Origin of the sequence: Rhizosphaericola mali (assembly GCF_004337365.2) — a bacterium.
Taxonomy (GTDB): Bacteria; Bacteroidota; Bacteroidia; order Chitinophagales; family Chitinophagaceae; genus Rhizosphaericola; species Rhizosphaericola mali.
On record NZ_CP044016.1, the window covers coordinates 3,275,067 to 3,294,727 of the forward strand.

The window sequence follows — 19,661 nt, forward strand, 5'->3', positions numbered from 1 at the left end:
TTGTGCAAAAAAAATACATAATCATCACATTATCACTATTAATTTATATTTTCTTAAAACATATATGATAATCAAAATCTTATGTATATGAAAATGCACCAATATAAATATTGGCGCATTACAATATGTTCAAAAAATACTAACCTTTAACTACCTCACCAGTAATTGAAAGAATTACAGGTTGTTGTACATCTGCAAATTTTACAGTAACAGATTTAGTGAAATGACCTGCGGCAGCCGCATTATACGTAACTTTAATAGCAGCTTTTTTTCCAGGTAAAATTGGTTTTTTAGGATATTCAGGAGTGGTACATCCACAACTTGCCTGAGCCATTTCAATAATTACAGGTTTGCTTGTTGTATTTGTAAATTCAAAGCTTGTAGATGCGGGTTGATTTAAAGTAACTTTACCAAAATCATGTTTTGATTCTTCAAATTTTACAGGAGACGTTTGTGCCATTGCTAAGAAAGCAGAGCAAACAAACAAAAACATTAAAATCGTCTTTTTCATTTTTTTAATTTGTCTCAAAGTTATTAAAAAAAATTATCTCTTTTATTGCTACATGTATTTTAACACTTCAACGCGCTGAATGGCAGAGGTCGAGCCTTCGTCCTCGTCGTTATCATCATTATTCACGCTTGTAGATGGTTTGAAATTCTTAATTCCATCTCCTTCAAATCGCAAAATTTTGACAATATCATTGTTAAATAACAAGGTTAGCGTTTTATTAAATTTCCCCTCAGAATAACCATTAAACGCCACTTGAATTGAAAAGGTATCTCGAGGCGCGTATGGTCCTCTCTTCCAAGTCGGCACGGTACAACCGCAACTTACTTGCACATTACTAAGCGTCAATGTATCTTTCCCAATATTCTGAATATGCACCGTATAACTTACGCCTTTCCCATATTGAATCTGTCCAAAATCATGGTCGTCATCATCTACTTCCACATAATTTTTGGCATCTTTCGGAGGTTGGATTTTATTCATTTGCGCATGAACATTTAATCCAACAAACGCACATATTACAAATGATAATATCAACTTTATCATACTTAAAAATTTAATTTTACCGTCAACCAATTTATCTTTGGCAAATGAACCTGTTGTTAATTAAAGATAGTACAACTTCGATAAATTTTGGTTTTCTAAAATATTTTTTAGACTTCTTAACGCATTATAGAAATTTCTCAGTAACAGAAATATCTAAAGACTCAATCGAATTTGATACAAACAAATCTTATATTTTTTGGATAAATGCGCCTACAAATAAATTAGAAAAAGTTTGGTTTAACAAAGTCAAACTCAATAGTCTTATTGGCAAATATCATATTGATCAAGTAATTGTAAATTCATTTGCATTTCCCATAAATACTGCTAAAAAGATAGCTTACTTTATTCAGGATAGAAAGCAAATTGAAATACCCATATTTCAAGAATATTTGAATAACAGTTCTTCTGAATGTATAGTGTATAGTGATCAACTAGCAAAACAGCTTCAAGATAAAAAACGCAATTGTAATTGCAAAATACTATACCCATTATCAGAGACGAAAGCACTAAATTTAAGTTGGGATGAACAACAAACTATAAAAGAAAAATATTCCGAAGGAGAAGAATATTTCTTTGTAAACTGTATCAACCAACCGCTAGAGAATACCCTACAAATACTAAAAGGATTTTCCATTTTAAAAAAATGGCAAAAGAGTAATATTAAGCTTTTGTTATTGGTAGACAATATCACAACTATTCAAAATTCATTAAGCAATTATAAATATCGCAATGACGTTCAGCTTGTCAATGCACCTGATAAATCTGAAATTTCCAAAATTATAGGATCTGCATATTGTACCATCGATTTAAACAATTTGGATAGTGAATTGGCTTTTTTCAATAATTCTATTATTCAAGAAATACCATGTCTAATCACTCAAAATAGTACAGCCAATCAAACTATAGAAAATAAAACTTTTATAGTTGAAAAAATCGATGTAGATGAAATCGGTAAGGCTTTCATAACCATGTACAAAGCTGAATATTTGCGTGCTGAATATATGGAAAGCTATAAAACAATTACAGAAAATTGGCGAACAATTATTCAAAATCAAATCGACGACTTCCAACTATAATTGATGATATTTATGTTTGTATCCAATCAATAACGAAACGACTTCATTATAGGTTTCTATACCTTGCGGTTGCTTGTTTGCTTTCAAATAGGCACCGTAAATCCAAGTAACTATCCGCTCCATTTTATTTCTATAAGGCAAATAAAATTTTCGACTTGCTATAAAATCGGATTTAACTAAAGTATCCAAACTCTTATAAATAGGAATCGCCTTTGTAGAATCTCTAATAAACAATTCATTGATAGCATATCTAAAAAGATCTGCATAAGTTGAATATCTAAATAACTTATTATTTGAATGTGACGCCGCCAAATAACCCACAAAATTAGCCTCATCCTCCGTTGCATAGCCCAATTGATGCGCAATTTCATGACAGGTTATGTAAGGTAATTGATAATATGGCGTATGAGTGTTAACTTGAGCTTCACCTGTAAATGGATCCAAATACCCTGTAAATCCTAAATAATTTCCCAGTTCACTATAAATTGAGACTTTCACACAAGGCATAGTATATTTCAAAAAAGAATATTTCTCACTCAATATTTTGTACGAACTATCGGCTCCTTGAAATAAGACTTTATTATCGTTTCGATGAATAATCTGAGGTAATTGTTTACGGTAAAAATTAGCTTTTGAAGCAAGTTCTTTGGAGAGATCCTCTAATTCTATAGTGGAATAAGTGGGTTTATCCATTTTAAGTTGATAACTGATACCTAGTCTTGAATAATTCAATCCCCAATTTAACAAAAAGAAAATGTATAATAATAGAATGGATTTCAACAATATGAACAATTTATACCGTAGCGTTTTCCAATCTCTTTTAAATAGATTTTTTATAAATAAAACAAATTGAAAAATGGAATATAGTATAACAATCGTATAAACAATATCACCAAAACTAAATGGTAGAAATCCTAATAGAGCGCGCTCTACTATAGAAAAAACTTTATAGATACTAGAGGAATAAAAAAGCTCTATGGATTGCGAAAAAGACTCCCACAGATTTAATATTACAATAATTAGTAATAATATACCAATATATTTTACTTTTCTTTTTGCAAAAAACATAGATGCCATTTTTGGTTATCTTATTGCGCTAACGTAACTTTAAAAGTATTACAAACGTAACGTTTTTTACATGACTACAGTTATCAAAATGTTTGTCTTTTCAATTATGATGATAACAATTTTTAATTTTTCTTATGGTCAAAACCAGACATCACCTCTTTCAATCAAAGTCTTAAATGAAAGTAATATTCCGATAGAAGGCGCCATCATTTTCCTAGACTCTTTAGGTAAAAGTCTAGGAAGCACGGACGCTACGGGATCTTATATTATAAAAAAAACAAATAAATCACATCGTATATATATTAGTAATGTAGGTTACACAACAGATTCTGTAGATATTGACAGCACTAAAAGATCTATATATATATTCACATTACATCCATTACATAATTATTTGGATACAGTTCTTGTCAAAAATATCAACCAAATAATCAAGGACAAGCCACTCATTGGCTTAACTAGTTTGGATATGACGAAAAATAAATACATTCCAGTCATTTTTGGAGAACAAGACGTATTAAAATCCATACAATTATTGCCGGGTATTAAATCTGCTGGCGACGGCAATAGCGGCTTCTACGTTAGAGGGGGTAATACAGATCAAAATTTAATACTCTACGACGAAGCCCCGATATATAATGCGTCACATTTGTTAGGTTTTTTTTCAACATTCAACGCCGACATAATACAATCTCTAAATGTTTACAAAGGAGATCTTCCCGCGAATTACGGTGGGCGACTATCCTCTCTAGTAGATATAAAATCCAAAGATGGTGACAACACAAAAACAAATTATAGCGGTAGTATCGGACTTATATCCTCGCATATAAATATAGATGGACCAATCAAACGTAACAAAAGCAGTTTTTATTTGTCCGCTAGACGTACCTATGTTGACGCATTATTGAAACTATCATCAGATACGTCTATCAGAAAAAATGTACTAAATTTTTATGACATAAATGCAAAACTATCCTTTAAAGTAAAAAAAGGTAATCTAAGCTTTTCCTTATATAAAGGGAGAGATAATCTAGGATTAAATAATCAATTTGGTCTAAGTTGGGGCAATACTTTAATTTCTGGAAATTATAGTCATTGGCAAAATTATAAATTAAGCTCCATTACTACCATTTATCATACTTCCTACAATTACCTAATCAATCTAGATATGGATAAAACACCAACGAATCCAAGCGATGTTCAAATATTATCTAAAATAAGTGATTTTGGTTTCAAGCATGAAAAACAATTAAAATTTCATAAAAATCAGATATTTTATGTAGGATTGAGTTCGATTTATCACAGAATAACACCAGGAAGTATATATGCAAATCAATATGCCAACTATAATACATTGATTCAACCAAAGAAATACAGTTTGGAAAATAATTTATGGATTGCAGACAATATCACTTTCGGAAAATATAGTGTTCATCTTGGACTTAGAGCAAGTGACTTTATGATTTTAGGACCAGGTATATTTTATGACTATGATAATAGCGGTAATTTAATTGACTCTTCTAAACATCTACACCGAAGTATTGTTAAAAACTATTGGAATCTAGAACCAAGATTTACATTTAACTATAGTATAACTACAAACATAAATATAAAATTAGGCTACGCTAGAAATACTCAAAATATCCATTTACTTAACAACACAGGCGTAAGCACACCGACAGACATCTGGCTATCAAGTACCAATAATATAAAACCTGAAATTGCTGATCAATATTCTATGGGCATCAATATTACATCTACAAATAAGACTTATGATTTTACATCGGAATTGTATTACAAAAAACTCGAAAATCAAATAGATTATAAAAATGGCGCTGACTTGCAAATAAATACTTATATAGAATCACAACTGCTTTATGGAAAAGGGAAAACTTATGGATGGGAAAATATTTTAAAGAAAAACAATGGCAAACTGACTGGATGGATTAGCTATACCTACTCTAGGTCTATGAAAAAAATAATGGGAATTAATAACGATTCTTATTATCCTACTTTTCAGGATAGACCCAATGAACTTTCCATTGTTGCGATCTATAAGTCTAATAATAAATGGACATATTCAAGTACATTTATTTATTACACAGGTCCTGCAGTTACCTACCCAAGTGCCAAATATACAATTGATGGCATATACGTCAACTATTATTCGGGGCGTAATCAGAACAGATATCCTGCATATCATAGACTTGATCTGTCTGCCACATATACACCATTAACTAAAAGAAATTATCACTCTAGTTGGACATTTGGAATTTTTAATGCTTATGGTAGGGAAAATACTTATAAGATAGATTTTATAAAAGATCCAAATAACCCAAATAAAACTATCGCAAGACAAACTGCGCTATTTAGATTTATTCCTACAATTACGTATAATTTTAAATTTTAGTAATGAAAAAAATATATAAACTTATTATCTTATTATTTCTTTATAGTTGTGAAAAAAACATTACCGTAAAATTGACTGATGCTAAAACAATGAATGTTATCTATGCCTCTGTAACAGATTATAGTTCAATGCAAGCAACTCTTTCTGAGTCCGTTAGCTTTTACGCAGACAATAGCTTTCCTGCCATAAGTGGAGCTATCGTAAACATTTTGGATTCTAATACGAATCTTGGCTATTCATTATCTGAAATGAATTATGCAGGATACTATACTAATTCTAAAAGAGGAAAACAAGGAAGCATATACAAACTAAGTGTCAATATTAATGATACGATATACACTGCCTCTGCACAGATGCCTTATAGAGTCCACCTAGATTCTATAACATTCCAACAACAAAACATATTAGGTATCGAAATCATACAACCTATACTACATTTTCAAGACCCTATAGACACCACAAATTATTACAGGATCATCGTAACAAATATTAGTAGTGGAAAAATAAACTCATTTAATCTAAATGATCGATTATCTGACGGGCGCTATATGCATTATACATTAGACTATGACAGTAGTTATATTCATGAAAAAGACACACTAGAAATAGAACTAAGATCTCAAAACAGAGCTAGTTACAACTATTTTAGTCAAATAGAAAATAGTGCTGGTGCTAGTGCTAAAAATGCAATCAATACAGCACCAGACAACCCTGAGAGCAATCTTACCAATGGTGCGCTGGGCTTATTCGATATTTACTCAAGAAGTTTCCACAAAGTTCTTGTTCCATCAAGTATAGCTACCAATAATTATTGGAGCGAGATCTGGCTAAAATAAATTAATTCATCTTAAACGTCAGTGCAGCAAATTCATTTACACTCAATTGCTCAGCTCTTTTATCGAAAATAGGATCTTGTAATACTTCAGCGCTAAATAAACTTTTAGTTGCATTTCTCAAGGTTTTTCTACGTTGATTAAATGCCAATTTAACAAGAACAAATAAAGACCTTTCCGATTTAAAATTAGGAAGAATACTTCTTTTTGTAAGGCGAATAACGCCGCTCATCACCTTAGGAGGTGGATTAAATGATTCAGGAGGGACATCAAATAAATATTTAACATCATAATATGCCTGAACTAGTACACTCAAAATTCCATAGGTTTTACTTCCTGGTCCTGCAGCCACTCGATCGGCTACTTCCTTTTGAAACATTCCAATCGAGTCCGTTACTTGATTTTTCCAATCTAAAATTTTAAATAAAATTTGACTGGAGATATTGTAGGGAAAATTACCAATTACTACAAAATTATTTTCAAAAGGCGCATCTATATCCAAGATACTAGCTTCAATGATTTTGTTTGCAAGTGTTGGATATATTTTTTCCAAATAAATTACTTTTTCATTATCTAATTCTACTGCTTTAAAATCAATACCTTCAATAGATTGTAAATACTTAGTCAGTGCACCAGCACCTGGCCCCACCTCTAAAAGCTGCCTGTATTGAATTGATGTTAATTCCTCCACAATTCTCTTGGTAACATTTTCATCTTTTAAGAAATGTTGCCCTAATGATTTTTTTAATGTATAGTCTGTCAAAAAATTAAATTAAAAACTTAGAAAATTGAGATGCTCCAGCTAGACTCATATACTTGCGCCGCTTGTAGAATTTTAATACCCTCCTTCTCTTCCAACACTCCACTCACTGCCTCATTATCCGCAATACCATCCCAAGGCTCTATGCATAGAAAATCAGCATCTTTGGCACTCCAAATTCCCATATATGGATATTCTTTGAAAGCAATAGTAATCCCGTGTGTATCATCTTTTGTCTGAATGGTTATCTTATCGGAAACCAATTCTTTAAATACCAATGCATCTTTATAAAACAAACTTTTATGTAAAGGCAGCTCATCTGAATCGTTCAAAAAAGGAATGGCATTTATTTTAGTTTGCCCACTATCATCTAATGGGTAGATAGATACTGTTTCTTTTTTCTCAAATTTTAAACTATAATCCTCAAAAGTTAAATCTTTATTTAAAGGGACATTAAATGCAGGGTGAGCACCTACAGAGAAATACATTGCATCTTTCCCCATGTTTTTGACTATATACTTAACTATCAATTCAGATTTATTAATCGTATATTGTACCAAAAATTGGAAGTGAAATGGATATTTGGTTAAAGAATCTGCCGTATCAGACATACCAAATGAAATACTAGTCTCAGTTTGCTCGATTACAGAAAAAATACTATCTCTAGCAAAGCCATGTCTACCCAAGCTATATTTATTACCACCAAAACTATATTCATTGTCTTTTAAACCGCCAACTATAGGAAATAGTACAGGACTATGCTTTCCCCAAAAAACAGGATCTCCTCCCCACATATATTCAACTCCTGTCTCTTTATTTATCAAGGATTGTAGTTCCGCGCCTTTCTCAACAAATCCAGCCTTTATAAAATTATTTTCTAAATAAATCATAATCCTGCTTTTTAATCTAAAACGATTTTTTCATCTGCTAAATTACCTAAAATTCTCTCACTCATCTTTTTAATTGGATCAGCTCTATCTTCTTCATATTGAAAACGCATGCGCACAATATCTACCGCCAAAAAAATAGATTCTAAAGTAGAGGTACTATCAGCGATTCCTTTCCCCGCAATATCCATTGCTGTTCCGTGATCAGGACTAGTACGTACAACTGGCATCCCTGCTGTATAATTAACCCCTTCTCCTATTGCTAAAGATTTAAATGGAATCATTCCTTGATCATGATACATTGCAAGTACTGCATCAAAGTTATTATAATGACCGTGTGCAAAAAATCCATCTGCTGGATAAGGACCAAATGCAAGAATGTCTTTATTTCTTGCTAATTTTATTGCAGGTTTAATGATTGTTTCTTCCTCATTACCAATTAAACCATCATCACTTGCATGAGGATTTAACCCTAACACAGCAATCTTGGGTTTTGTTATACCAAAATCAACTCGTAAACTCTCTTGAATGATTTTTAGTTTGCTTACTATTATGTCTTTATCCAATGAGTTAGCAACCTCTTTAATAGGAATATGTTCAGTTACAACTGCAACTCGCATATTCTCTGCACACATGAACATAACTACATCTTGACAATCAAAATACTCTTTCAAAAATGGAGTATGCCCTGTATAATGAAATTCATCAGAGAGGATTGTTTTTTTATGAATTGGAGCAGTAACTAGTGCATGAATTTCTCCATTTTTTAACGCTTCAGTAGCCGTTTTTAAAGATATCCAAGCATACTTACCTATTTCCGTATTCATCTGCCCTGGCTGAATAGCTACATCTTCTTCCCAACAATTATAAACATTAACTTGCTTTGTATTTAAAGTAGCTAAATCTTTTACTATTGTAAAATTGAAATTACCTTCAATAATTCCTTTTTTATAAAAATTTATACATTTATTATTCGCAAAAATGATAGGAGTACAAATACTTAGAAGTTGATTGTTACTTACGGCCTTGATTACTACCTCTAATCCAACTCCATTTAAATCACCACAACTAAATCCAATAATAGGTTTGATTTTTTCCATTACAATATCTTATAGCTACAAAAATAAACAAGTTTGTCTAGTATTTTTCCAAAAATAAAAGCCATCCCTAATTAATAAGGAATGGCTTAACTATTTTTTATCCAAATTATTATCTAATAATATTCTGTTCTTTATCTAACTGGTCAGAAACTTGTTTCCATTGATTCAATGTAGAACAATCACTCACGGCATTCTGATCCAGATGAACGTAATATTGAGGAATATGACTTAAAAACCATTGATCTAAAATTTTTTCTTTCTTTTGATTCAACGCTTCATTAGAGATTACATCATAATCATCTTTTAAATTTTCACGATGTGCATTTGTTTTAGATCTTAGAAAAACAATTCTTACAGATTCTTTGTCTAGATTGCTTGGATCTTTAAATACATCTGGCATGCTAATTTCACCAGGTTGTAAACTAGTCACGGTCTTTACTAATGAAGGATCTTTAATATCATCAATAGTTATTTTAGGTGAACCGTCTGGCGTAGTAATTGCACCTCCTGTATATCGACCGCTTTCATCATCGCCATATAAGCTTACTGCAGCATTGAAAGTCACTACTTTATCCAAAATAAAAGTACGAACATGCGTCAAACTATCTTGTGCCTCCTTAATCTCCGCTTGATTAATTGGTGGTATAAGTAGGATATGTCTAACAACGGCATCATCACCTACTCTACTAACCATTTGAATAAGATGATAACCAAATTGAGTTTTCACTACAGGAGATATTTGTCCATCTTTTAAACGAAAAGCTGCAGAAACAAATTTAGGATCAAAACTAGAGGTCGTTCTATTAATATTATACATACCTCCATTATCCTTACTACCTGGATCCTGAGAATAGATTTTTGCTAATTCATCAAATTTTCTTTTGCCAGATTCCACTTCTTTCTTATATCCCATTAACTGTTCAGAAAGATAATCTTCTACTTCTTTATTAGCTTTTGGATGCATGATAATCTGGCTCACCTCATATTCTGCCTCAAAATAAGGCAAACTATCTTTAGGAATTTTATTGTAATACGCCTCAACCTCTTCTGGCGTAATTTTAATACTCTTTACAATACTTTGTTGTTCCGCACTTGATAATTCTTGTTCTTTGAAATAAGGACGCATATCTTCCCTAAATTGAAAAAGGCTTTTCCCTGCATTTGCCTCAAATGCATCACGAGACCCTGCCATTCTCACAAATTGTCTCAATTTATTATCCAATTTGGCATCAATGTCATCATCAGAAACAGGCAATGAATCACGCTGAGCTTGTATCATCAATACCTTGCGCATCAACATATTACGCAACATCACGCATTCAAAATCTGGAGGCAGATTTGCATCAGAACCAGAGGCAACAGCATTCCTTTTATTATCACGAATAGCATTGTCTATATCCGATTGCAAAATTATATCACCACCTACTTGAGCGATAATTTTATCTGCAATTACTTTCTGTTGTTGAGCATTAGAATAGAAATTAAAAGCAAATAATAATACTAAAAGCAGAATAATTTTTTTCATATTATTTTTCAATATTTTCAAAAATAAATATTCCAAATATGAAAAAAGCCTTTTTACAGGCTTTTAACATAAAAATTTATTTTTTAGATGTATAACTATCTTATAACGTACGTTTTACTTCTTCTTCTTGATATGCAACGATGTTATCACCAACTTGAATATCAGTAAAGTTTTTTAGTGTAAGACCACATTCATATCCTTGAATTACTTCTTTAACGTCGTCTTTATAACGTTTCAAGCTACCCAATTCACCAAATCCACCTTCATTACGCGGATAAACCAATATACCATCTCTGAATATTCTGATTTTACTATCACGTTTAACTCTACCTTCGGTAACATAAGAACCAGCAACGGTAACTTTATCAAATTTGTATACTTCTCTAATTTCAATCGTACCAACTTCGATTTCTTCAACCTTAGGTTCGAGCATTCCTTCCATTGCGCTCTTAATTTCTTCGATCGCATTATAGATGATTGAGTAAGATTTGATCTGAACACCTTCATTTTGAGCCAATTTACCAGCTTGTGAAGATGCACGAACGTTAAATCCAATGATAATCGCATCAGATGCCGTCGCCAACAATACATCACTTTCAGAAATCTGACCAACTGCCTTGAAGATAACGTTAACAACGATTTCGTCTGTAGATAATTTTTGTAGTGAATCACTCAAAGCTTCTACGGATCCATCCACGTCACCTTTAATAATTACATTCAATTCTTTGAAACTTCCAAGAGCCAGACGTCTACCAATTTCATCTAATGTAATATGTTTACGTGTTCGAAGACCTTGTTCTCTCAATATTCGAGCACGAGTTGTAGCAACTTCTTTTGCCTCTGACTCATCCGTATATACTTTGATTTTCTCACCAGCCTGAGGGGCTCCATTCAGACCTAAAATCTGAACAGGTGTTGATGGCCCAGCAACTTCGATACGTTGATTACGCTCGTTAAACATCGCTTTCGCTCTACCATAGTATTGACCAGAAACAATCAAATCACCTTGGTGAAGTGTACCGTTTTGTACTAATACTGTAGCTACATATCCACGACCTTTATCCAATGAAGCTTCTACAATGCTACCAGAAGCTTCTCTATTAGGATTAGCTTTTAAGTTCAGCATATCTGCTTCTAAACAGATTTTTTCCAAAAGCAAATTAACGTTCAAACCTTGTTTGGCTGCTATTTCTTGATTTTGGAAAGTACCACCCCATTCTTCTACAAGAATGTTCATACCGGATAATTGTTCATATATTTTTGCAGGATTAGCTCCATCTTTATCAATTTTATTGATAGCAAAAATCATAGGAACTCCAGCTGCTTGGGCATGGCTAATAGCTTCTTTTGTTTGTGGCATCACCGCGTCATCCGCAGCAACTACTATTACAGCAATATCTGTTACTTTTGCACCACGAGCACGCATCGCAGTAAAGGCTTCGTGCCCTGGAGTATCTAAGAAAGTAATTTTTCTACCATTTTCTAATGTAACAACATAAGCACCGATGTGTTGCGTAATACCTCCAGCTTCACCAGCAACCACATTCGCATTACGGATATAATCTAGTAATGAAGTCTTACCATGGTCAACGTGACCCATAATTGTTACAATTGGAGAACGAGGCAACAAATCTTCCTCTTTATCAACTACTTCTTCCTCTTGTACAATATCTTCATCACTCAATCCAATAAAGGAAACTGTATAATCAAATTCACCAGCAACTAATTCAATAACCTCAGCATCTAATCTCTGATTAATAGAAACCATGATACCTAAGCTCATACATTTGCTAATAATATCAGCAAAACTTACGTCCATCAAATTCGCCAATTCGCTTACAGTGATGAACTCTGTTACATTCAATACTCTGTTTTCTGATTGCTCTTGCAATTCAGCTTCCATTTCTTGTCTACGTTCTCTACGATGTTTAGCTTTCTGATTTTTGGTATTATTGTTTCTAGAGTTTCCAGCTAGTTTAGCTTGTGTTTCTCTAATTTTTTCTTGAATTTTCTTTTGATCAATTTCCTTATTTTCTTCTACCGCACGATTATTGCGGTTTTGGAAATTACCATTTCTATTGCCATTATTATTATTAAAATTCCTATTATTGCCACCTTGTCCAGGACGTTGAGGACCACCTTGACCCTGACGTTGTGGACCACCTTGTCCTTGTTGTCCAGGACGATTTTGATTATTACCACCTTGTCCTTGGCGATTACCATTATTATTGTTGTATGGACGATTTTGATTATTATTCCCCTGTTGAGGATGATTATTATTATCACCTCCTTTTTTATCTATAGGAATACGTTTTCTTTTTCGCTTTTCATCAACACCTCTGTTGTTCACTTTGGGACGAGTATCGTTATCAACAGGCAATTCTATTTTACCTAAAATCTTAGGCCCCTCAAGTTTTTCAGCTTGAATTTTAACGAAAACCGGATCTACGGATTCAACATTAGAGTGGCTGTCTGGATTTCCAAGTACTACTGTCTTTTTTGTTTCAGTATACTCATATGGCGTTATTGGCGCCTTAGGTCTTGGATTGACATCCTTAGCTGCAGGCACGTTAGGCCTATTATTACCGCCACCTTGAGGATGTTGAGATTGCGGTTTAAAATTTTTATTCCCATTTTGGAAATTATTATTGTTGCCATTTTTATTTGGTACAAAATTTCCCTTTTTAGGACGAGTGGAAGAGTCTATTCCGGATAAATCGATCTTATCTAGAATTTTTGGTCCTTCTAATTCAGGACGTGTAAATTTCACTACTTCCGGTTCTTTTACATCTTCGGTTGTATTCACACCTTCAGGTTTAATGTCAGTATCCGCTTTTGTAGGTGCTGTGTTCTCAGCAACCTTTTCTACTGGAGCACTTTTTTGTTCCTCTTTAGGAGTAATAACCTCCTGAACAAGGACCGTTGCTTCCTTTTTCTCTACCACATTTTCGACAACAACTGGAGTTGGCTCGTTAATGGGTTCTGCTTTTATTTCAGGAGCAGGAGTTTCTTTCTTTTCTACAGGTTCTTGCGTCTTTTCAGTCTCCTTAGGAGTAGAAGTAATTTCTTTTTCTGCTACTATTTGTGGTTGAATATCCTCAACAGCATTTTCTACCTTTGGAGTTAATTTTACCTCTTCCATCTTAGGTACACTTGTTTCGATAGTTTCCGCAGCAGCTTTAGGCTGTTCAAATGGGAAATTATCTTTTGGTGCATTTTCCTCTTTTGTAGTAGTTATTACCTCACCTTTGTCAGAACTATCAACTGGCACGATATCAACAGAAGTTGACTCATCTGACACAGCGGCATTATTTGCATCCTCCTCTTTTTCAGCAACTTTTGCTGCTGCAGATGCGATTTTTTCTTCTTTTTTCTTCTTTTCAGACTGTAATCCTTTAGGGATTTCAATACGGTCGGCTTTATCTTTTGCTACTTTGTCATCTAAGAATTGTTGTTGTAATGCTCTATACATAGGAGCTTCCAACTTAACATTTCCATTTAAGTCATCCCTATTGAAACCTTTGCCCACCAAAAATTCAACAAGGGTATCTCTACCGATGTTGAATTCTTTGGCGGCTGCCAATAATCTTGGTAATTTTAATTCTGACATATTATTATTTAGCCGTAATAAAAATGGGGGTTAACGTTTTAATCCATAATTACTACTCTTTTTCAAATTCTTCTTGTAAGACTCTTCTTACATCTTCTATTGTTTCTTTCTCTAAATCGGTTCTTTTTTCCAATTCATCAGGTGAAAGATTTAATACGCTATGCGCTGTATCACAACCGATACGTTTAAATTCATCAATAACCCATTGATCAATCTCATCACTAAATTCCTGCAAATCAATATCGTATTCTTCTTCTTCTCCCTCTTCCTCTTCTCTAAATACATCAATATTGAAACCAGTAAGATCACATGCTAATTTAATATTCACCCCTTTTCTTCCAATTGCTAGGGATATTTGATCAGAATTCAAAAACACTTCTACATGTTTTTTATCTTGATCCAATTCCATAAAAGAAATTTTTGCAGGGGTTAATGACCTTTGAATATATAATTGAATATTATCAGTGTAATTGATAATATCTATATTTTCATTTTTTAATTCTCTTACAATACCATGTATACGACTTCCTTTCATACCCACACAAGCACCCACTGGATCAATCCTATCATCAAAACTTTCTACCGCAACTTTCGCTCGCTCACCTGGCTCTCTAACAATCTTTTTAATAGTAATAAGGCCATCGTAGATTTCAGGAACTTCAATTTCTAAGAGCTTTGCCAAAAATTCTGGACTTGTTCTACTTAAGATAATAACGGGTGTATTATTTTTCATATCTACACGTCTAATGACAGCGCGGACATTTTCACCTTTTTTGAAGAAATCTTGTGGGATTTGTTCAGATTTTGGCAAAATTAACTCATTATTTTCTTCATCCATCAACAATACTTCTTTTTTCCAAACTTGATAGACTTCCGCAGAAACAATCTCACCAATACGGCTTTCATATTTCTTCATCAGAACATTCTTTTTCAAGTCACCAATACGGCTAGCCAAAGTTTGTTTTGCCGCAAGTATAGCACGTCTTCCGAAGTCCAACATATCTACTTCTTCGTACAATTCCTCTCCCACCTCAAAGTCAGGTTCTATCGTAACAGCCTCAGAATAAGCGACTTCCGCCAATGGGTCTTCTACCTCTCCATCCTCTACAATCATTCTTCGACGAAATATTTCCAAATCCCCTTTTTCCGCATTAACGATTACGTCAAAGTTATCATCGCTACTGTATTTCTTTTTCAACAATGTTTTGAAAACATCTTCCACGACTTTCATCAAGGTTGATCTATCAATATTCTCGTCTTCCCTAAACTCCTGGAAAGCCTCAATGAGGTTGATACTTGCCATATTTTTATAATTTTAAATAGAATGTTTACTTAAAAACATCCTTATCAATACTAAAACTGTATTTGAATTGTTGCTTTTTTAATATTTTCAAATGGAATAACTTCTTGTGTAGTTACCGCTTTTTTCCCTTTCCCGGTAGTAATTTCTAGTGTAATATCAGCATCAGTCACTTCAATTAGCTTTCCTAACTTTTCCGTTTCATCCAATAGCACAACTTCTAAAAGTCTACCTTTATTTTTTACAAATTGTCTTTGCAATACCAACGGAGTATCGATACCAGGAGAAGAAACTTCTAAGGAAAAATCATCCGCAGGGAAAAGTTTTTGCTCCTCAAGTATAGGATACATTTTCCTATTTATCTTAATACACTTTTCAATTGTGATACCATAATCTCCATCTATATAGATTTTGATATTATTGGTAGGTTTAATCTTGATACCTACCAAAAAATATTCCGTTTCTTCCGCCAATATTTCTGCTAAAATCTTCTTTAATTCTTCTATAACTATTTCGTTAGCCATAAATCATTTTACAATTAAAAAACAGAGAAGGGAACGTTTCGCGTCCCCTTCTTCTTTTCCAAGCTTCCGCAAAGGTATATTTTTATATGTACATATTCAAAAAATTAATTTTTGCATTTCATTTGAACGATTTTCGCATACTTTCGTTATTGGTTATATATTGAAATATTTCATAATGATAGATTTAATCGTGGCGGCAATCGTCGTATACATATTTTATAAGTTTGTTTTTAATTTTTTATTACCGATTTATCGTACAACAAAAATGGTAAAACAAAAAGTTGGGGAAATGAATAACTTTCATAATCAACAAACAAGTGACACATCCAACACAAATCCATCTTACCAACAAGAGACACGCAAAGAGACATCAACGGAACAGTCAAAAGTTGGAGAATATATTGATTTTGAAGAAATTAAAGATTAAGAAGAACTTCGACATCTTGTAATTTCCTATCAGGAGTCAAATGAAAAGTTTGTAATCCTAAACTTTTAGCAGTTTCCACATTTCCGATGGTATCATCGATAAACAAAGTCTCAGACCGATCTAGTTGCTGTTCATTTAAAATAAATTCAAAGCCATCTTTATTGGGTTTTCGCATGCCTATTTCTTGAGAATAATATACTTTCTCAAAATAATCTTGTAAATGAGCTCCATTTAGATCATCTATAAATCTTTGCTCAAAAAATTTCTGATGAATAATATTGGTATTGGAAAATAAAAATAATTTATAATCTTCTCTCAAAGTTTGCAGCCACTCTATTTTCTTTGGATTGAAATGCAATAACATAGCATTCCAAGCATTTTTAATTTGCTCATTATTTAGTTCGACGTTTACCAATTTCCTAAATGCAGCATAAAATTCTACTTCAGATATCTTACCCGTTTCTAATTGAAGGAATAAATCATCCGCATGATGTTGGTTAAACATTTCAGCATAATTATTTACACCTAAACTTTCAAATGCGTTTTTTGTCTTGTTAAAATCTAAATCAATAAATACACCTCCCAAATCGAATATGACATTTTTTATCTTTCCCATAGACCGAATATACTTTTTTCTATCTGCAGAAAAAATAATTGCACATTTATTTGCTATTTCAATTTCAATACCTATTTTTGCCGTCCTCGAATTTTCCATTTGGAAAGTTTAGGGCCTATAGCTCAGCTGGTTAGAGCACCTGACTCATAATCAGGTGGTCCTTGGTTCAAGTCCAAGTGGGCCCACACTGAAAATCAAGCAGTTATGAATTTATTTCATAGCTGCTTTTTTATTTGATACACAATTTGATACACACGCAATTTTCGGCGTTTTAAAATGAAAATTTAACAGTTTGGGAATAAGATTTTTCAAATTAACTTTAGTTATTAGTAATTAACAATAACCTAAGATATGATGACTAGACAAATTACTATGGCTTCTCCCAAAATCATAATTCCTTTTATCATCAAATTTTGGTCTTTATGGTATTATTTTAGACCCATACTCTGGAAGATATTGAAATAAGGAGAAAGTGGCTTATAACAGGAATCTATAATGATGTTGAAAGCGATTTCAATTATGCAGAAAGGCTAATCGATACGGGGCAATTAATTACCTTGCTTGATATCGGTATAAAAAGGGTTAATTCTACAACTTTTTTTTCATTACACTAACTTCGAAAAACTAACCACTTACGCCTATTCCAATATCCACCAATATCTCTAAAATTAACAACACTATCTAATTTTACTTCGCGTTTTGTGCTATTCTTAATTTGTGCAGAAGCAAAAGAACTCATCAATATAAAAACTAAAACATACACTTGTTATATATACCACAATTAAAAAAGGGAATATTTTAGAAAAATATTCCCTTGTAATAAAATTATTTAGTTAACCAGGTATCTTGCATTACATCATCCGTACCTCCAAATTGTGACTGAATAGCACTTTGATAATTTTGAGCATTTTCTGTGGTTTCATAATTTGGATATTGCCATCTATGAGGTATTTTATAGTCTGAAGTACCGATACCAACTCCACCTTGAGCTAATTCAGGTTCTCCAGTTCTCCTCCAATTAAAGTAAGCCTCCATAGGAGAATTTTCAAACATTGCAATATACTTTTGATTTAATATTTGAGTTAAACCAGTAGAGCCGCCTTTATAAGCTACATTACTTAAAAAAGTATTTACATCAATAGTTACCGAACCTAAAGTGGTTCCTGCTTTATCTCCAATAGTAAACTTCTGGCCATTAGTTAAACCATACAAACTAAGCGATGCATTAATCCCTGTATTATACCAAGTTGAGGCATCACCAGTAGCCCATCCCCTATTGATTCCTTCCGCGATATTAAAACATAGTTCCGGATAACCAATATAAATGTAAGGTTCACAATTGGAGCCGGTTGCAGAAGTATAATAGCGATTAAAGTTTAAGAATGAATACATACCAGCTGTAGAATTTGTATTCAATGCTGCTAATGACAAAGTAGGATCCGCACCAACATATGCACTAAAATCAGCAACGGTTTTTCCCGCAGTAATCTGACCAGGAGCTGGTGTAGCGATTGCGAAAGTACGTGGATCAGCCGTTGCTGTAGTCAATTTCAAATAAGTAGAACCTATATTTGCATATTGACTATATGGACTTGAAAATAAAGGAAACGCATTTATACTATTGTATTTATAAACCATATTATCCGAATTACTAGTAAAAATGGGATACTTGGTAGGATTATTTACAATAGTTGTAAATTTTGTCTTAATTGCTAAATCTGCATTATCATCAGCACGTTTACTTAAACTCAACAACACTCTAATAGTATAAGAATTAATTACTTTTTGCCATTGTAAGTAAGTAAGCCCAAATATATCACCAGTACTACTAACTACCGTCGAGCCGTTGTTTTGCGCAGTTATAATATTCCCAATTATAGTATTTGCAGAGTCTAACAACACTAAAGATTTTGAATATACCTCTTTTTGAGTATTATAAGAGGGTTGCAGATTTGTCTCATCTCCAGCTTGATCCATAGGAATATCACCAACTCTCTCAGCCAGCCAAATGAAAGAATATGCCTTAAAAAATTTTGCTAATCCTGCATAGATATTTGCTTGAGGAGTGCTAGGATTTTCAACTGCAGCCCTTTGTTCCATTTTGATTACATATTTCAACAAATCGTATTGTGTTGCAGAATATGACCAGTTATAGGAATTGGTCCCTTGATAATAGGAATAATTGGAAACATGATATTGTCCGTACTTAGCAGGCGCACTAGACGTCAAATTAGGAAATACCCAAAATGACTCTGCGACTGCGCCTGACTCTCCGTTAATTACGCCTCCACCAGCTGCAAATCTTGAAGTTATGGCATTTAATAATAAAGAAGCAGAAACCGAACTACCTTGATTTGGATTCGAAGTAAGGTCTCCTTTTTGGCAACTTGTTATAGATACTCCAATACCTAGGGTTAGCAAGGTTGGAAACAATATATTTTTAATTTTCATTTTAATAGATTTATAGTATT

16 protein-coding genes and 1 tRNA gene are annotated in these 19,661 nt (G+C 33.0%); 5 read left to right on the forward strand and 12 right to left on the reverse strand.

The window, feature by feature from the left end; genetic code table 11:
- Positions 1-139 precede the first annotated feature (139 nt).
- Both E0W69_RS14100 and E0W69_RS14105 read right to left on the reverse strand, forming a co-directional pair.
- Complete coding sequence (locus E0W69_RS14100; protein WP_131330679.1) at positions 140-511, reverse strand: DUF1573 domain-containing protein; 372 nt, start codon at positions 509-511, stop codon at positions 140-142.
- A 48-nt stretch (positions 512-559) separates the two neighbouring features.
- Positions 560-1,054 carry a DUF1573 domain-containing protein gene (locus E0W69_RS14105; protein WP_131330680.1) on the reverse strand — a complete coding sequence of 165 codons (495 nt, stop codon included), beginning with the start codon at positions 1,052-1,054 and terminating at the stop codon, positions 560-562.
- Between the two features lie 44 nt (positions 1,055-1,098).
- Between E0W69_RS14105 and E0W69_RS14110 the strand changes: the two genes are divergently transcribed.
- Complete coding sequence (locus tag E0W69_RS14110; RefSeq protein ID WP_131330681.1) at positions 1,099-2,130, forward strand: hypothetical protein; 1,032 nt, start codon at positions 1,099-1,101, stop codon at positions 2,128-2,130.
- On the opposite strand, the gene E0W69_RS14115 is transcribed toward E0W69_RS14110, so the two are convergent.
- A complete protein-coding gene (locus E0W69_RS14115) occupies positions 2,125-3,198 on the reverse strand; it encodes a DUF3810 domain-containing protein (protein ID WP_191967851.1) in 1,074 nt (357 codons plus the stop codon). The two genes, E0W69_RS14110 and E0W69_RS14115, sit on opposite strands and share 6 nt — an antisense overlap.
- A gap of 106 nt (positions 3,199-3,304) precedes the next feature.
- On the opposite strand from E0W69_RS14115, the gene E0W69_RS14120 reads away from it, so the two are divergent.
- Both E0W69_RS14120 and E0W69_RS14125 read left to right on the forward strand, forming a co-directional pair.
- Complete coding sequence (locus tag E0W69_RS14120) at positions 3,305-5,608, forward strand: TonB-dependent receptor plug domain-containing protein (protein WP_191967852.1); 2,304 nt, start codon at positions 3,305-3,307, stop codon at positions 5,606-5,608.
- A 2-nt stretch (positions 5,609-5,610) separates the two neighbouring features.
- The gene (locus E0W69_RS14125; protein WP_131330685.1) at positions 5,611-6,444 is read left to right on the forward strand and encodes a DUF4249 family protein; all 834 of its coding nucleotides are present in this window, start codon (positions 5,611-5,613) and stop codon (positions 6,442-6,444) included.
- 1 nt (position 6,445) lies between these two features.
- On the opposite strand, the gene rsmA is transcribed toward E0W69_RS14125, so the two are convergent.
- The 7 genes from rsmA to E0W69_RS14160 form a co-directional block, all read right to left on the reverse strand.
- Positions 6,446-7,204: a 16S rRNA (adenine(1518)-N(6)/adenine(1519)-N(6))-dimethyltransferase RsmA gene (gene rsmA, locus E0W69_RS14130; RefSeq protein ID WP_131330687.1), complete on the reverse strand. Its 759-nt coding sequence runs from the start codon at positions 7,202-7,204 to the stop codon at positions 6,446-6,448.
- A gap of 17 nt (positions 7,205-7,221) precedes the next feature.
- Entirely contained in the window at positions 7,222-8,091 is an 870-nt protein-coding gene (locus E0W69_RS14135; protein ID WP_131330689.1) for an aldose 1-epimerase family protein, read from the reverse strand.
- An 11-nt stretch (positions 8,092-8,102) separates the two neighbouring features.
- Complete coding sequence (pdxA, locus tag E0W69_RS14140; RefSeq protein ID WP_131330691.1) at positions 8,103-9,188, reverse strand: 4-hydroxythreonine-4-phosphate dehydrogenase PdxA; 1,086 nt, start codon at positions 9,186-9,188, stop codon at positions 8,103-8,105.
- A 109-nt stretch (positions 9,189-9,297) separates the two neighbouring features.
- Positions 9,298-10,713, reverse strand: a complete 1,416-nt coding sequence (locus E0W69_RS14145; RefSeq protein ID WP_131330693.1) for a peptidylprolyl isomerase — start codon at positions 10,711-10,713, stop codon at positions 9,298-9,300.
- Positions 10,714-10,813: 100 nt separating this feature from the next.
- The gene (gene infB, locus E0W69_RS14150) at positions 10,814-14,323 is read right to left on the reverse strand and encodes a translation initiation factor IF-2 (protein WP_131330694.1); all 3,510 of its coding nucleotides are present in this window, start codon (positions 14,321-14,323) and stop codon (positions 10,814-10,816) included.
- A gap of 52 nt (positions 14,324-14,375) precedes the next feature.
- The gene (gene nusA / locus E0W69_RS14155) at positions 14,376-15,626 is read right to left on the reverse strand and encodes a transcription termination factor NusA (protein ID WP_131330696.1); all 1,251 of its coding nucleotides are present in this window, start codon (positions 15,624-15,626) and stop codon (positions 14,376-14,378) included.
- Positions 15,627-15,676: 50 nt separating this feature from the next.
- Positions 15,677-16,147 carry a ribosome maturation factor RimP gene (locus E0W69_RS14160; RefSeq protein WP_131330697.1) on the reverse strand — a complete coding sequence of 157 codons (471 nt, stop codon included), beginning with the start codon at positions 16,145-16,147 and terminating at the stop codon, positions 15,677-15,679.
- Positions 16,148-16,322: 175 nt separating this feature from the next.
- Between E0W69_RS14160 and E0W69_RS14165 the strand changes: the two genes are divergently transcribed.
- Positions 16,323-16,574 carry a DUF4834 family protein gene (locus E0W69_RS14165; RefSeq protein ID WP_131330698.1) on the forward strand — a complete coding sequence of 84 codons (252 nt, stop codon included), beginning with the start codon at positions 16,323-16,325 and terminating at the stop codon, positions 16,572-16,574.
- Here the strand turns inward: E0W69_RS14165 and E0W69_RS14170 are convergent.
- The gene (locus E0W69_RS14170; protein WP_131330700.1) at positions 16,564-17,289 is read right to left on the reverse strand and encodes an HAD family hydrolase; all 726 of its coding nucleotides are present in this window, start codon (positions 17,287-17,289) and stop codon (positions 16,564-16,566) included. The two genes, E0W69_RS14165 and E0W69_RS14170, sit on opposite strands and share 11 nt — an antisense overlap.
- Positions 17,290-17,301: 12 nt before the next feature.
- Here E0W69_RS14170 and E0W69_RS14175 point away from each other — a divergent pair.
- Positions 17,302-17,375: transfer RNA gene (locus tag E0W69_RS14175), tRNA-Ile, on the forward strand.
- A gap of 640 nt (positions 17,376-18,015) precedes the next feature.
- On the opposite strand, the gene E0W69_RS14180 is transcribed toward E0W69_RS14175, so the two are convergent.
- Complete coding sequence (locus E0W69_RS14180; protein ID WP_131330702.1) at positions 18,016-19,641, reverse strand: SusD/RagB family nutrient-binding outer membrane lipoprotein; 1,626 nt, start codon at positions 19,639-19,641, stop codon at positions 18,016-18,018.
- Positions 19,642-19,661 lie beyond the last annotated feature (20 nt).

Coding starts and splice junctions, on each gene's coding strand:
- E0W69_RS14100 (WP_131330679.1), bottom strand. CDS start 511: ATGAAAAAGACGATTTTAATGTTTTTGTTTGTTTGCTCTGCTTTCTTA.
- E0W69_RS14105 (WP_131330680.1), bottom strand. CDS start 1,054: ATGATAAAGTTGATATTATCATTTGTAATATGTGCGTTTGTTGGATTA.
- E0W69_RS14110 (WP_131330681.1), top strand. CDS start 1,099: ATGAACCTGTTGTTAATTAAAGATAGTACAACTTCGATAAATTTTGGT.
- E0W69_RS14115 (WP_191967851.1), bottom strand. CDS start 3,198: ATGTTTTTTGCAAAAAGAAAAGTAAAATATATTGGTATATTATTACTA.
- E0W69_RS14120 (WP_191967852.1), top strand. CDS start 3,305: ATGATGATAACAATTTTTAATTTTTCTTATGGTCAAAACCAGACATCA.
- E0W69_RS14125 (WP_131330685.1), top strand. CDS start 5,611: ATGAAAAAAATATATAAACTTATTATCTTATTATTTCTTTATAGTTGT.
- E0W69_RS14135 (WP_131330689.1), bottom strand. CDS start 8,091: ATGATTTATTTAGAAAATAATTTTATAAAGGCTGGATTTGTTGAGAAA.
- pdxA (WP_131330691.1), bottom strand. CDS start 9,188: ATGGAAAAAATCAAACCTATTATTGGATTTAGTTGTGGTGATTTAAAT.
- E0W69_RS14145 (WP_131330693.1), bottom strand. CDS start 10,713: ATGAAAAAAATTATTCTGCTTTTAGTATTATTATTTGCTTTTAATTTC.
- infB (WP_131330694.1), bottom strand. CDS start 14,323: ATGTCAGAATTAAAATTACCAAGATTATTGGCAGCCGCCAAAGAATTC.
- nusA (WP_131330696.1), bottom strand. CDS start 15,626: ATGGCAAGTATCAACCTCATTGAGGCTTTCCAGGAGTTTAGGGAAGAC.
- E0W69_RS14160 (WP_131330697.1), bottom strand. CDS start 16,147: ATGGCTAACGAAATAGTTATAGAAGAATTAAAGAAGATTTTAGCAGAA.
- E0W69_RS14165 (WP_131330698.1), top strand. CDS start 16,323: ATGATAGATTTAATCGTGGCGGCAATCGTCGTATACATATTTTATAAG.
- E0W69_RS14170 (WP_131330700.1), bottom strand. CDS start 17,289: ATGGAAAATTCGAGGACGGCAAAAATAGGTATTGAAATTGAAATAGCA.
- E0W69_RS14180 (WP_131330702.1), bottom strand. CDS start 19,641: ATGAAAATTAAAAATATATTGTTTCCAACCTTGCTAACCCTAGGTATT.